The organism is Variovorax ginsengisoli, assembly GCF_030811835.1.
GTDB lineage: Bacteria > Pseudomonadota > Gammaproteobacteria > Burkholderiales > Burkholderiaceae_C > Variovorax > Variovorax ginsengisoli_C.
In genome coordinates this window covers 18,714-32,137 of the sequence record NZ_JAUSRO010000022.1, presented here as the reverse complement: position 1 = coordinate 32,137, position 13,424 = coordinate 18,714, and the positions used below count along the sequence as shown (strand labels likewise).

Below are 13,424 nucleotides of genomic sequence, written 5' to 3'. Positions count from 1 at the left end.
GTCGGATCGGGCAGACGGGCCAGCCCTGAGCTCGTCGGCCCACAGCGAACCCCTGCAGGGCGAGCAGGCCTGCGCCAGCCAACAGGCGGCGACGGACGCCGAAAAGGATCACAGGCCAGGTTGCAGAACCTGGCCTGTGAGGAACTGAGCGCGAGGGCCACTGAGGTATTCCAGCACTGGCAAGCAGCCTTCGGCCGCAAGCTCCGAAGCAAGCACCAGCGCATTGATGCGCAGGCCACGCGCACCCCACTCGGCCGCGAGCGTGGCCACCAGCATCCGGACGGCCTCTGCGTCACCGACCAGTTCCCATGACGTGTTGGCCTCGGGCGCAGGGAGTAACAAAGTCAGGCTGGCCAGCGCCGCATGGCGCGCGCGGAAGCGGCGTGCGACCTCCAGCACGGCCTCGAGTTGCGTGCCAGGCGATGCGTCGAGCACGCTGCCGTCGATCACGGCCGGGTAGCCATCAAATTCCGCATCAACATGGCTCGCATGCGAACGCGTCCACGCATCCAGTGCCTGGCGCCATGACGGCACGGCCATCGCTTCGACGCTCGGCCGCAGCGGCGCATCGAAGCGCAGCGGCGAATGTGCGCTCGGCGGCAAGGGCGTGCTGCCGCCGCACACCGACGAGCCGCCATCCAGTACCAGGAGCTGGCCCGTAAGCGCACGCGCGCCGAGGCTGACCAGGAAGCACAGCGCCTCGGCGATCTCCTCAGGCTCGGCCATGCGGCCCATCGGTACTTTGGAAACTGCCTGTGCCGGGTCCAGCCGGCCGTCGTCGATGAGCCGCTGCACGAGTTCGGTCCGCACGAAGCCCGGGGCCAGCGCGGTCACGGTCCATTCGGGCCGCGCCTTGGCCAACGCGCGGGTCTGGGCGATCAGCCCGGCCTTGCTCGGGCTGTAGAGACCTCGCCAGGGGATGGCGCGCAAGCCGGCGCCCGAGGCCAGGTTGACGATGCGAGCGCCGCGCCGCAGCCACGGTGAACAGGCCTGAACCATGCGCGCTGGCGCCGCAAGGTTGAGCGCGAGCAGGCGTGCCGCGCTGCCGTCGTCACCGCCCGAGGTGGCCTCGGCGCCACCAGCCGACAGGCCGGCGTTGTTGATGAGCGCATCGAGCGACGGCAGCGCCTGGCCCAGCGCCTCGATCTGCGTGGCATCGGTCAGATCGGCGACCTGACACAGCGGCTCCGGCACAGTTGGAGGCCAGGCCGCGGCGAGCCGCTGCATCGCAGCCGCGTCTGCATCAACCAGCACACAACGCCAGCCCGCGCTCGCAAGTCGAAGCGCGGTGGCGCGTCCGATGCCGGCGGCCGCGCCGGTGATGAGCGCAGTCGGTGCGTCGGGGCTACCGGAGCTGGGTGCGGAAAGAGACATGGCAGTGTTCAGGCCGCAAGCATCTGCTGCTGCAGCGCATAGAACGCATCGTGGGGCGCGGTTGTACCCACGGGCTGACGCGCGCCGAAAAGTGCGGCAGCATCCTGCGTCAACTCGGGCCGGTCGCGTTCCTCGATCCAGTCGTAGACCACTGTGCGCGCGGCCACGCGCCAGGCGCCGCCGCGGCGCTCGAAGCGATCGACATAGCGGCCGCAAAGGAAGGTCTCGCGCTCCGGCCGTGCAGCCGTGGCCTGCAGCGCGAAGAAGCTGCTCTCGACCGCAGCAGTGTCACCATGCAGATCGATCAGCACATTGGTGATCTGATGAACGCGACGCCCGCCCTGCCGCAGCCGGGAAAGCGCCTGCGCAATGAAACCTTCGGCACTGCCGTTCCACGCGCCATGACAATCAGTGGCGTCTTCCCAGTAGGCCGAGCGCAAGGCCGCCTCGTCAACGCGATCGATGCCGCGGCAGTAGCGGTACAGGCAGTCACGGATCGCCTCGCGGTCGAGCAGCGCCTGCAGGCCGTCCGGCATCGATGCGACCGCCGTCATGCCGCCGGGGCCGCGGCGCGGCGGAACAGCTGCACCAGGTTGCCTTCGGGGTCGCGCAGCGACAGCACCGCGCCATGGCTGCCCATGTCGCGCAAGCCCAGCACTTGGCCGCCGGCGGCGGCGATACGCTCCTGCGCGCCCTCGAAATCCTCCACCTCGAGCACCATCACGAGGCCGCTGGTGGCGGGCGCCGCCTCTTCGGCGCAGGCCAGCGCCACGTTGGTGTTGCCGACGCCGTACTGGATCCAGCGGTCGCCATCGCGAAACTTCAACGGGAGGCCGAGCGCACCTTCATAGAAGGCATGCAGGCTGGCCGGCTCGCGCGCCACGACGAACACGCTCTGCACGCGCTTGGGGGCGGTCACGGCGCCGGTCACAGCGAAGTCTCCGAGGCACCGCCATCCAGTCGCAGCACGTCCGCATTGAAAAAGCGCGATGCGTCACCGGCCAGGAAGCAGATGGCATCGGCGATGTCTTCCACCGTGCCCAATCGGCCCAGCGGCGTGCGGCCGATGCGCTTGGCGTCGAGCTCGAGGTTGCGATGCTTGGCGGTGCCTTCGGTGGGCACGGCGCCAGGCGCCACCGCGTTCACGCGGATGTTGCGCGCGCCCAGGTCGGCCGCCGATGCGCGGGTGATGCCCAGCACGCCGGCCTTGATCCCGCTGTAGACCACCGAGCGCATTGGCGACTTGAAGGCCGCGATGGAGGCGACGTTGATGATCGAACCGCCGCGCTCGGCATCCATGGCCTCGGCTGCGGCCTGGATGCCCCAGATCACCGACTTGAAGCCGATCTCGACCATGCGGTCCATCACGTCAGGCGTGATCTCCGCCAGCGGTTGGTAGCGCACCCACGCGGCGTTGTTGACCATGATGTCCAGCCGGCCGGCATCGCGCCGGAACTGCGCGACGGCCTCACGCATGCCGTCGCGCGTCGACACGTCGCACGGCAATCCGATCGCCTGGCCGCCCAGGGCGTGGATCTCGGCCACGGCCTCCTCCACGAACTGCGGCTTGAGGTCATTGATGCCGACGGTGGCGCCCAGGCGGGCCATGGCGCGGGCGGTGGCACGGCCGATTCCATGGCCCGCGCCGCTGATGAAGGCCGTACGGCCGCTGAGGGACATGTTCATGGCTTGGCTTTCTCGGCCGGCGGCGCAGGCACCAGCAGGGCGTCCAGCGCATAGGCGCCGCGCCCCTGGTCCAGCACCACCAGTGGGTTGATATCGATCTCCGCCACACTCTGCGCATGGCGAACGGCGAAGCGGGACAAGGCCACGATGGCCTGTGCCGCGGCCTGCAAGTCGGCCTTGGGCCGACCACGCGCGCCGTCGAGCAGCGGGAAGGCCTTGAGCGAACGCAGCATCGCCGTGGCCTGCGCCTCATCGACCGGCGCGGGCTGCAGGGCCACGTCCTTCAGTATCTCGGCGAAGATGCCGCCCAGGCCGACCATCACCATCGGACCGAACACCGGGTCCTTCGTGGTTCCGAGGATCAGTTCGACGCCGCCTTGCACCATCTGCGCCACCAGCACGCCGGTGATGCGAGCCTGCGGCGCGTTCTGCGCCACGCGCGCCAGAAGGCTGTCGTATTCCTCGGCGAGCTGCGCTTCGGAACGCACGCCGACGAACACGCCGCCGACCTCGGTCTTGTGCGGGATGTCGGGCGAAACGATCTTCAGCACCAGCGGGAAGCTGAGCCGGCGGCCGGCGGCGAGCGCCTCGTCGCGGCTGCCGACGATCACCTCCAGCGGCACGGGGAGGCCCGCTTCGGCCAGGACGCCCTTGGCACTGGCCTCGGTGGTGAAAGCCTCTGGCGCCAGTGGCGCGCATTCGATGGCGGCCGCCGTGGGCGACGACGCCCCGATCGCGCGGCCCGCGCCGTGGCGCATCAGCGCCGACAGCGTCGCGCAGGCGGCATCGATGCCCTCCACCACCGGAAAACCCATCGCCGTGAGCTGGACGCGCACGTCCTGCGGGGCCCGTGCGCACAGCACGATCAGGCGCGACGGATGGTCCTTGCGCACCTGCGCCAGCGCACCGAGGTACACGTCGCGCAGCCGAGGCACGTGGAAGGCGCTGGCCGACTGCAGGATCAACGCGTCGCAGCTGTCGTCCCGCGCGACCGCATCGAGCACCTGGGCCAGCACCTCGGGACGGCTCGAAACCTGTGCCGTCATGTCGACCGGATTCGACGGCGCCGCGAAGGGCACGATCGACAGGATGCGCTGCTGCGTCTCGGCGCGCAGCTTGGGCAGCGCGAGGCCCTGCGCGCTGGCCGCATCGGCCAGCAGCACGCCGAACCCGCCCGAGGCCGTGAGTACCGCCACGCGGTGGCCCGTGGGCAGGCGTGCCGGCCCAACCACCGACAGCGCGTGGCCGACTTCGAGCAACTGCTCGATGCTGGGCACGCGAACGGCCCCGCCTTCGCGCAGCACTGCATCGAACACCGCGTCCGAACAGGCCAGCGCGCCGGTGTGCGAGGCCGCGGCCTCGCTGCCGGCCTCGGACACGCCGACCTTCAGCACGACCAGGGGTTTGCCGGCTTCGCGCGCCAGGGCCATCGCCTGGCGCAGCTTCGCGCCATCGCGACAGGTCTCCATGCAGCACAGGATCACCGACGTGCCAGGGTCGACCGCCAAAGAGGCAACGGCGTCGGCGATGTCGACGTCGCATTCGTTGCCCGTGGTCAGCATGCGGCTGATGCCCAGGCCGCGTTCGCCGGCCAGGCGCAGCGTGAAGCTGCCCAGGTTGCCGCTCTGCGAGACGATGCCCACGGTGCCGGTGTCGGGGAAGGCGCCTTCCAGCGCAACGGAAAATGTCGCGATGCTCCGGTCAGGCACGCCGACCGCGCCCAGGCAGTTGGGGCCGACAATGCGCATGCCCGTTGCCCGCGCCACGTCGCCGATCTGCATCTGCAGGCGGCTGCCCTCCTCGCCCATCTCGGAAAAACCGGCGGACAGGATGACCACCGCCTTCACGCCGCGTTGTGCGCAGGCCTGCACCGCCTCGAGCACGCCCGCGGGCGGCACCGCGACCACGGCCAGCTCGGGCGCCTCGGGCAGGTCCGCCAGGTTGGCGTATGCCGTCAGCGACTGCACGCGCCCGGCCTTGCGATTGATCGGGTAGATGCAGCCGGCGTAGCCGTACTTCTGCAGGAACTGCAGCGGCCGGCCGCCGATCTTGCTGACGTCGTCCGAGGCGCCGAAGATGGCGATCGAGCGCGGCTTGAACAGCGCGTCCAGGCCGCGCCCCACTTCCACAGCCTGCATCTCAGCGCCCCTTGTACACGGGTGGGCGCTTCTCGAGGAATGCCATGCGGGCTTCCTGCGCATCCTCCGTCTGGGCCAGCGCCATGGTGATGTTCTGCTCGAAGCGGTAGCCGTCGCGCTGCGGCATCAAGTCCATCATGTTGGCGGCCTGCTTCGCATGCATGACGGCCAGCGGCGCCTTCGAAGCGATCTCCTGCGCGATCTCCATCGCCAGCGGCATCAGCTGCTCGGCGGGCACCACCTCGTCGAGCACGCCGCGGCGGTACAGCTCGGCGGCCGGTACCTTCATGCCGGTGAAGAACATGCGACGCGTGAACGAGCGGCCCACCATCGTCCTGAGCATCGACACGCCGCCGGCCAAGCCCACGTTGATCTCGGGCATGGCGAAGGTCGCATCCTCGCTGGCAAGAAAGATGTCGCACGCGGCCATCAGCCCGAAGCCCGCACCCAGCGCGGGTCCGTTGACGGCAGCGATCACGGGCTTGGTGCACTCGCGGATCGCATTGCCGGTCTCGCGCGTCCAGCGGTTGTGGTCCAGGAAGTCGCCGGCCTTGTCGGGATCGGGGCGGTCCTTGAGATCGGCGCCCGAGCAGAAGAACTTGCCGGTGCCCGTGAGGATGGCCACGCGCACGTCGGCGCGTTCGGAAATCTCGTCGAAGATCTCGATCATGCGCCGCCGCGTGGCGCGCGCCAGCGCGTTGACCGGCGGCTTGTCGAGCCGGACGACGGCAATGTGTTCGGAAACTTCCAGATGGATGCTCATCGCGCTCCCCCGATGTGGTTGGCGGGCAGTGAAAGGGATGGAACGGCGGGCTGCTCGGCGAGCAGTCGCGCCACGTGCAGCAGGCGATCGCCATAGCGGAATTCCGATGCGATCAGGCGCTGCGCGATGCGCGTGGCCAGCACCTCTTCGCTCACGCCCATGCCGCCGTGCATCTGGATCGCCGATTCGGCGCAGGCCCGTGCCGATTCGGCCAGCGACACCTTGGCCAGGCGCAAGGTGCGGCGCAGGTCGGGTGCATCCTGCTCATGGGCGTGCAAGCAGTGGATCACCAGGCCCTTCGCACCGAGGTACTTCACGTACATGTCGGCCACGCGGTGGCGCAACACCTGGAAGCTCGACAGCGCCACGCCGAACTGGCGACGCTCCTTCAGGTGGGTGACGGTTTCGCGGACGAGCGTGGCCAGCGCGGCCACCGTGTCGGTGGCGGTCAGCAGCAGGGCTGCGTCGGTGGCCTTCGAAAGCGCGTCGCGCGCCGCATCGCCGCGTGCGATGCAGGCCCCCGCCGGCACGGCGAGCCGCGCCAGCCGGAAGTCGGCGCCAGCGCGGCCTTCCATCGTGCGGTAGCGGGCGTTCGGCGCGCCGATGCGCTCGGCGTCGACCAGGAAGATCGCGTCCTCGCCATCGACCTGCGCGGGCACCAGGTAGTGCGTGGCGGGCAGGCTCAGGTCCACGCCCTGCACGGCGCCGTCGAGTTCGAAGCCGATGTCCAGGTGACGGGCGGCCACGGCGTTGTCGTCGGGCATGGCCGACAGCGCGGTCAGCGGCGCGATCTGCGCGCTGCCCTCGGCCACGGCCTCGAGCCATCGACGGGCCGTCTCGGCACCGGCCGCCTGCAGCAGCAGCGGCACCACGGCGCAGGTCTCGACCACCGGCAGCTGCAGACCATGCGTGGCGAGGCCTTCGACGATGGATGCGAGGTCGCGCAGGCTGCCGCCGACGCCGCCGGCGTCTTCGGGCACCAGCGTGGCGGTCCAGCCGAGCTCGCGCACGGGATCGCCCTGGATCGCCTGCGCGGCATGGTCCGCGGCGTAGCGGTCCGCGGCGTCGAGCAGCATGCCCGGAAACAGGGAAGGGAAGGAAGTGGACACGGCTCAGGCTCCCAGCAGTTCGTTGGCGACGACGTTGCGCTGCACCTCGGAGGTGCCGCCGGCAATGGTGCGGGCGCGCGTGAACATGTAGTTCTGGATCCAGGTGGCATCGGGCACGTCGTCCCCGGCCTGCGCGAGAAAGCGATGGGCGGCATCGGGGCCGACCGCGTCCAGCGCGATGGTCGTCAGCCGCTGCGCCACGTCGGCGCAGGTCATCTTGATGACCGAGGGCTGCACACCCAGCGGTCGCTGGTGGATCAGGTCGTCGGTCGCCTGCGCCATCATCACGCGCGCGCCCTTCACGTCGGCCTCGCACAGCAGCAGCTTGTGGTGCAGGCCGCCGAAGTCGCGCCGGCCCACGGCATGGCCCGCCGCCTGCGCGACGAGCTGCGTGACCTGGCGGCGCATGAGTTCGAGCCGCGCGACGTTCGCCGGGGGCAGGCGCTCGCGCTCGAGCAGGAACTTCGCGCAGGTCCAGCCCTTGCCGACCTCGCCGATCAGGTTGTCCGCGCGCACGCGCACCTCGTCGAAAAATACTTCGTTGAGGTGATGCCAGCCGTCGATGGTATGGATCGGGCGCACGGTGACGCCTTTGCTGTCCATGGGCACCAGCAGCAGCGAGATGCCTTCCTGCTTCTTCGCCTCCTTCGAGGTGCGGACCAGCATGTAGATCATGTTGGCTTCGTGGGCGTGCGAGGTCCAGATCTTCTGGCCGTTGACGACCCACTCGTCGCCGTCGCGCCGTGCGCTGGTCGACAGCGAGGCCAGGTCGGACCCCGAGCCTGGCTCGGAATAGCCCTGGCACCACCAGTCGCTCCCGTCGAGGATGCCCGGCAGGAAGCGGGCCTTCTGCTCGGGCGTGCCGAAGCGGATGATCACCGGGCCGATGTGGCCCAGGCCGTGGTGATAGAGCGGCGGGCAATCGTTCTCGGCCATCACCTCCTCGAAGATCAGCCGCTGGCGGATGTCCCAGCCGGTGCCGCCCACGTCGAGCGGCCAGCTCGGTGCGCCCCAGCCTCGCGCATGGAGGATCTGCTGCCAAGTCTGGTACTCGCGCTTGGTGATCTTCTGGCCGGCCGCGACGACGGCGCGGATCTCTGGGAGGCAGGCGCTGCGCGCGAACGTTTCCAGCTCACGCCGGAAGCCGGCGTAGTCGATGCTCATCTTGTCTCCTTTTAGGTCTCGCAGGGCTCAGCCCTTGTGGCGCAATTGCCGGATCAGTTCGTCGAGCGCTGCCGCTGCACCATCGGGATCACGCTGGCGCAGGTGGTGCGCCACCTTGCGGCGCAGCGGGAACAGATCGGGCCGTGGCCGCACCGGGAGCACATGCGTCATGCGCTCGCGCAGGACGCTGCTCATGGTCTGTGCCATCAACGTGAGGGCTTCGTTGTGCCCGGCGGCCGCGATCGACGCGAAGAAGCCGCTCGCCGAGGTGATGCGCTCCTTGAGCGGCGCGTCGTCGGGGTGGGCCTCGATCGCATCCGCTGCAGCGTGCACCGCGTCCAGTTCGGCCTCGGTGGCACGCTCGCTGGCCAGCCGCAGCAACGTGCCGTACAGCGTGCGATAGGCCTCGTCGATGTCGTCGCTGCCCAGCCGGCCCTGCACCACCAGCTTGCGCAAGGACTCGGCCAGCATCATGTAGGCGCCCTTGTAGAACACCAGCGCCTGGTCGGGTGCGCCCGCACTGAGGTGCCTGACCTCGCCGATGAAGACGATGTGGTCGCCGGCCTCGTGGGCCGCATGCACGCTGCATTCGAAGCTCACCAGGCAGTCGTCGATCAGCGGCATGCCGAGCGCTCCCGCGCGCCAGGCCACGCCGTCGAACTTGTCCTCGATCTTGCTGGAGGCGAAGCGGCCCGACAGCGCGTCCTGTTGGTCGGACAGCACGTTGATCACGAAGCCCCTGGCCGCCTCGAAGGTCTGCAGCAGTCGGCTGGCCTTGCGCAGGCTGAACAGCACCAGCGGCGGCTCCAACGAGACCGAACTGAACGAGTTGCAGGTCAGGCCCGCGGGCTGTCCGTCCGGCGTGATGGTGGTGATGACGGCCACGCCAGTGGGAAAGCAACCGAGCAGCTGGCGAAACTGCGCAGGCTCGATCACAGGACTCATGGGGCGGATCCCTTCAGCAACTTCGGACATCGTGTTTCCTGACGGCACAGCCTCAAGCCGCGGCGAGTTCGGGCTGCGCCGCGGGCTGGTGCGGCAGATCGTTGGCGATCTCCTGCTGCACCGTCGGGATGATGACCTTGGCCCAGGTCTCGAGCTGGCGCAGCATGGTGGGATGGTCGAAGTCGCCCATCTGCGTCTGGAAGCAGTAGTGCACCGGCTTGAGCGTACGGATCTCGTTGACCACGCGCTCGATCACGGTGTCGATGTTGCCCACCGGCAGCAGCGCACGCATTTCGTCGAGCGTCGGCTCGCCCTCGACGATGCCTTCCTCGACCTGGTAGTCGTCGGCGATCTGCGCGGTGCGGCGCTTGAGGCTCAGCGCAACCCGGCGTTGGTAGCGCGCGCAGTCGAGGTACGCGTCCACCTCAGCCTTGTCGTCGCTGGCATAGGCCGCGCGCAGCAGCCCGACAGGCACGGCGGCCGGATCCTTGCCCTCGGCCTTGGCCACCTTGTCGATCAGCGCGCGGGTGCTGGCCAGCTTCTCCAGACCGCCGTCGCCGCCCGAGACAAACACATGGTGGCCGGACTGGATGGCACGCGACAGGAATGCAGGGTCGACGCTGGTGATCCACGTCGGCGGCATCGGGCGCTGCACTGCGCGCTGGCTGATCGCGCTCATGGGCTGCTGATAGAACTGGCCGTCGTAGCTGAACTTCGGCTCCTTCAGGCCGGCCTCGAGCATGTCCAGCATCTCGAAGGTACGGCCTTTGGCTGATTCCAGCGACACACCGAAGCGCTCGAACTCGAAATGCTGGTAGCCCGAGCCGATGCCCAGGTTCAACCGGCCGTTCGACAGCTGGTCGACCATCGCCACGTCCGCGATCAAACGTGCTGGCGTGTACAGCGGAGCGACGACAATGCCCGTTCCCAGGCGGATGTTGCGCGTGACTGCAGCGCAGTGCGCGATCATCGTCAGCGGCGACGAGCACATGCCGTAGTTGCTGAAGTGATGCTCTGCGTACCATGCTGCCCCGAAGCCCAGCTCATCGGCCAAGCGCGTCTGCTCGACCGCGTCGCGCAGAATCTGGTGGGAGGTCTTATGCTTATTTCGCTGCTGCATCAGAATGAAGATTCCGAAATCCATCGCTGTGACTCCTGGTTGTCTGGTTTTGACTGAGGTCGATCGTAGGAACGCCGGCCCCCTTTGGATCACCAGCGAACGCACAGCTTCTTTGCGTCTTTCGAAATGAAGTCGCTCGATTCCCTGCGAATCTTTGTCGCCACGCAGAGGAAAGGCAGCCTGTCGGCCGCCGCGCGCAGCTTCAGCCTGTCGCCGGCCACCATTTCCCGGCGCATCAGCGCCCTGGAAGAGGAACTCGGTGTGCAATTGGTAGACCGCACCAGCCGCAATTTCAAGGTGACCGAGGCGGGCCAGGCCTTCCTCGAACGGGCGGAGGCGATCCTCGAGCTCATGAGCGAGGCCGAGCAGGTCGTGCACAACGCACGCCAGCGACCCGAAGGTCGCCTGCGTGTCCATTCGCGCACGCACATCGGCCTTCGCGTCCTGGCGCCGCTGCTGCCGCGCTTTGCAGAGCTCTATCCCGACATCCGGGTCGAGCTCGAACTGTCGGAGCATCCGGTGAATCTGGTCGAGCGCGATTTCGACATTGACATCCGCACCGGCGAATCGAACGATTCGGGCTTCGTCATCAAGCGGCTGCTGTCGAGCGACGAGGTCCTGGTGGCAAGCCCGGCGTTCGTGAAGAAATACCCGCGCATCAAGCACCCGACCGACCTGCCCGATGTCCGCTGCCTGACCTACCGGCGCGATCGCGAAGTCATCAGCTGGAAGTACGTCGACGAAGCCAACGAGCAGCAGGAGTTGGTCATCCAGGGCGTGCTGAGCGCCAACAATGGCGAGATCCTGCGCCTGGCCGCGATCGATGGCATGGGCGTGGCGCTGCTGTCCGCTGCCACGGTGCGCGACGACCTGCGCAACGGCGCGCTCGTGCGACTGCTGCCAGAGTACCGCTTCGCGGTGCGCGCCTTCTCCAACGGCGTGTTCGCCGTGTTCCGCCAGAGCCGGGCGCTGCCGCTGAAGGTGCGCGCCTTCGTGGACTTCGTCGCCGAAGCCCTCAGGACCGAAGCGGCCTAGGCGCCGCCAAAGACGTGGGGCAGTCGACCCGCGGCCGGCAGGCCCTCGATACGGAACAACCCGCCATCGTGTGCCAGCGCCCCCTCCAGGCGCGCACTGCGCGAGATCGTCGTCAGGTACAGATGCTCCAGCCGCGGGCCGCCGAAGCAGATGCTCGACGGGTAGCTTGCGGGCAGCGCGATTTGCCGGTCCAGGCGGCCGTCGGGGGCGTAACGCGCGAGTTGGGCTGCCCGCGTGAGCACGGTCCAGAGAAAGCCCTGTGAATCGACCGTTGCACCATCGGGGCCCGAATCGAATTCATGTGTCTTCGCAAAAAGGCGCTTGTTGCGCAATGGGCCATCGGGATCGTAGTCGTAGGCCCAAAGCGTCCGCTCCAGGCTGTCGGCCAGGTAGAGCACCCGACCGTCGGGGCTGAAACACGGTCCGTTGGCGAAGCCGATGTCGTCAGCCAGATGCTCCACACGGCCATCCGCACGCAAACGGTAGAGGCCGCCGAGGACCGGCTCGCCAGCCTGGCGGTCCATGTGCATCGTGCCGGCGAGGAAGTGGCCGAAGGGATCGCACTTACCGTCGTTGAAACGAACTTTGGGATGATCCACGTCGATGCGCGCCAGGGGCGTCAGCGCCCGTGTCCCGAAGTCGTAGCGCGCAAAGCTGTTGCGCAGTGCCACCACGACGGCCGCGCCGCTGCATGGCGCGATCGAGCCCACCGGTGCAGGCAGCGCATGTCGCTCTGTGGCCATCGCCTGCGGATCGAGCCGCCACAGCGTGCCAGCGAGCGCATCGATCCAACTCAGCGCCTGTGCGTCCGCATCCCAGCACGGGCTCTCACCCAGTTGGTCCCTGGTCGATCCGACCCTGACGATCTCCACACTCATCATTGCAGTGTGCCGCGTCGCTTGACACGAACGCGACGCATCCTGCAAAGCAGCTTTTCATTCCGTGCAGACTCTCGCTCAAGGCCGGCCTCTAGACTGAAACCAGAGTCCGAGTCCGGACCAGAACAGGAGACAACATGAGCTATCGCAAACTCTTCATCGGTTGGGCGCTGAGTGCCTGCGCCCTCGCGCCAGGCTTGGCGCTCGCTCAGCAGGCGACCCGCATTGTCGTGCCCTTCGCCGCCGGCGGCGGCACCGACCTGTACTGCCGCATCCTGGCCCAGGAGCTCAACAGGCAGGGACTGAACGTCATCATCGACAACAAGCCCGGCGCCAGTGGCATCATCGCCGCCGAGCATGTCGCACGCTCCAAGCCTGACGGGCTGACGGTGCTGGTGTCGTCCCTGGGGACGCTGGCCAGCAACAGCGTCTTGTATGAAAAGCTGCCGTACGACCCTGCAAAGGACTTCGCCTCCGTCACGCAAATTGCCTATCAGCCGGCCATCATCGTGGGGCGGACCGACCTGCCTTACAAGAACATCAAGGAGATGGTCGCTTACGCCAAGCAACATCCCGGAAAGATCAACCGCGGCTCGCCGGGCGCAGCCATCCTGAGCAATCTTGCGCCGGTTGCCTTCGAGAAGGAGCAGCGAATCAGTACGCTGCACATTCCCTTCAACGGCGACTCGCCGGCTCTCCAGGCTCTGCTGGGCAACCAGATCGACATCCATGGCACCTCTATCACCGGATCACTGCCATACGTGAAGTCGGGCAAACTGCGCGTGCTTGGCGTCATGGATGCGAAGCGTCTGCCGCAGGTTCCCGATGCGCCCACTTTCAAGGAGCAGGGCTTCGACATGGAAGCCACGCTCTGGTACTCGCTGTCTGTGCCCGCAGGCACCCCACGGCCCGTCATCGACCGCCTGAGCAAGGCCGTGAATCAGGTGATCGCCGATCCCGACTTCGTGTCGCGCGCACGTGCCATCGGCATGGAACCTCGCGGCACTACGCCCGAGGAGCTCGACAAGTTCATCAAAGTCGAGGCCGACCGCTGGCTCCCGATCCTGCGCAGCCTGGACCTGCCCAGGCAGTCGCAGTGAAGCGCCTCGATCAGAGAAAGGGCCCGAGCGACTTGCTTTCGAAGGCGAGGTGCACGGGCCTTGTCGTTGCCGCTGGTGCGCGCCCTGCGGCAAATCATTCAAAGGCGATCCT

At 67.9% G+C, this 13,424-nt stretch carries 13 protein-coding genes; 2 read left to right on the top strand and 11 right to left on the bottom strand.

Annotation, left to right across the window (positions count from 1 at the left end):
* Positions 1 to 108: 108 nt before the first annotated feature.
* From J2W36_RS25325 to J2W36_RS25280, 10 genes are read right to left on the bottom strand one after another with little or no spacing between them, the layout of a single operon-like run.
* Positions 109 to 1,374 (bottom strand): SDR family NAD(P)-dependent oxidoreductase, encoded by a 1,266-nt coding sequence (locus J2W36_RS25325; protein ID WP_307692559.1) that lies wholly within the window; start codon positions 1,372 to 1,374, stop codon positions 109 to 111.
* A gap of 8 nt (positions 1,375 to 1,382) precedes the next feature.
* Positions 1,383 to 1,928, bottom strand: coding sequence for a nuclear transport factor 2 family protein (locus J2W36_RS25320; RefSeq protein WP_307692558.1), 546 nt, complete (start codon positions 1,926 to 1,928; stop codon positions 1,383 to 1,385).
* The gene (locus J2W36_RS25315) at positions 1,925 to 2,293 is read right to left on the bottom strand and encodes a VOC family protein (protein WP_307692557.1); all 369 of its coding nucleotides are present in this window, start codon (positions 2,291 to 2,293) and stop codon (positions 1,925 to 1,927) included. Before J2W36_RS25315 ends, J2W36_RS25320 begins: the two co-directional genes overlap by 4 nt.
* A gap of 8 nt (positions 2,294 to 2,301) precedes the next feature.
* Positions 2,302 to 3,060, bottom strand: coding sequence for an SDR family NAD(P)-dependent oxidoreductase (locus J2W36_RS25310; RefSeq protein ID WP_307692556.1), 759 nt, complete (start codon positions 3,058 to 3,060; stop codon positions 2,302 to 2,304).
* Complete coding sequence (locus J2W36_RS25305; protein ID WP_307692555.1) at positions 3,057 to 5,198, bottom strand: acetate--CoA ligase family protein; 2,142 nt, start codon at positions 5,196 to 5,198, stop codon at positions 3,057 to 3,059. Before J2W36_RS25305 ends, J2W36_RS25310 begins: the two co-directional genes overlap by 4 nt.
* 1 nt (position 5,199) lies before the next feature.
* Positions 5,200 to 5,961, bottom strand: coding sequence for an enoyl-CoA hydratase/isomerase family protein (locus tag J2W36_RS25300; protein ID WP_307692554.1), 762 nt, complete (start codon positions 5,959 to 5,961; stop codon positions 5,200 to 5,202).
* Entirely contained in the window at positions 5,958 to 7,070 is a 1,113-nt protein-coding gene (locus J2W36_RS25295; protein WP_307692553.1) for an acyl-CoA dehydrogenase family protein, read from the bottom strand. Before J2W36_RS25295 ends, J2W36_RS25300 begins: the two co-directional genes overlap by 4 nt.
* A gap of 3 nt (positions 7,071 to 7,073) precedes the next feature.
* Positions 7,074 to 8,234 carry an acyl-CoA dehydrogenase family protein gene (locus J2W36_RS25290; protein WP_307692552.1) on the bottom strand — a complete coding sequence of 387 codons (1,161 nt, stop codon included), beginning with the start codon at positions 8,232 to 8,234 and terminating at the stop codon, positions 7,074 to 7,076.
* A gap of 27 nt (positions 8,235 to 8,261) precedes the next feature.
* On the bottom strand, positions 8,262 to 9,179 hold the full coding sequence (locus J2W36_RS25285; protein ID WP_307692551.1) for a flavin reductase: 918 nt from the start codon (positions 9,177 to 9,179) through the stop codon (positions 8,262 to 8,264).
* A 52-nt stretch (positions 9,180 to 9,231) separates the two neighbouring features.
* Positions 9,232 to 10,323: an LLM class flavin-dependent oxidoreductase gene (locus J2W36_RS25280; RefSeq protein ID WP_307692550.1), complete on the bottom strand. Its 1,092-nt coding sequence runs from the start codon at positions 10,321 to 10,323 to the stop codon at positions 9,232 to 9,234.
* A gap of 102 nt (positions 10,324 to 10,425) precedes the next feature.
* On the opposite strand from J2W36_RS25280, the gene J2W36_RS25275 reads away from it, so the two are divergent.
* Positions 10,426 to 11,334, top strand: coding sequence for a LysR family transcriptional regulator (locus J2W36_RS25275; protein ID WP_307692549.1), 909 nt, complete (start codon positions 10,426 to 10,428; stop codon positions 11,332 to 11,334).
* Here J2W36_RS25275 and J2W36_RS25270 read toward each other — a convergent pair.
* Positions 11,331 to 12,212 carry an SMP-30/gluconolactonase/LRE family protein gene (locus J2W36_RS25270; protein ID WP_307692548.1) on the bottom strand — a complete coding sequence of 294 codons (882 nt, stop codon included), beginning with the start codon at positions 12,210 to 12,212 and terminating at the stop codon, positions 11,331 to 11,333. The two genes, J2W36_RS25275 and J2W36_RS25270, sit on opposite strands and share 4 nt — an antisense overlap.
* A 137-nt stretch (positions 12,213 to 12,349) precedes the next feature.
* On the opposite strand from J2W36_RS25270, the gene J2W36_RS25265 reads away from it, so the two are divergent.
* Positions 12,350 to 13,312: a Bug family tripartite tricarboxylate transporter substrate binding protein gene (locus J2W36_RS25265; RefSeq protein ID WP_307692547.1), complete on the top strand. Its 963-nt coding sequence runs from the start codon at positions 12,350 to 12,352 to the stop codon at positions 13,310 to 13,312.
* The last annotated feature ends 112 nt before the right edge of the window (positions 13,313 to 13,424 follow it).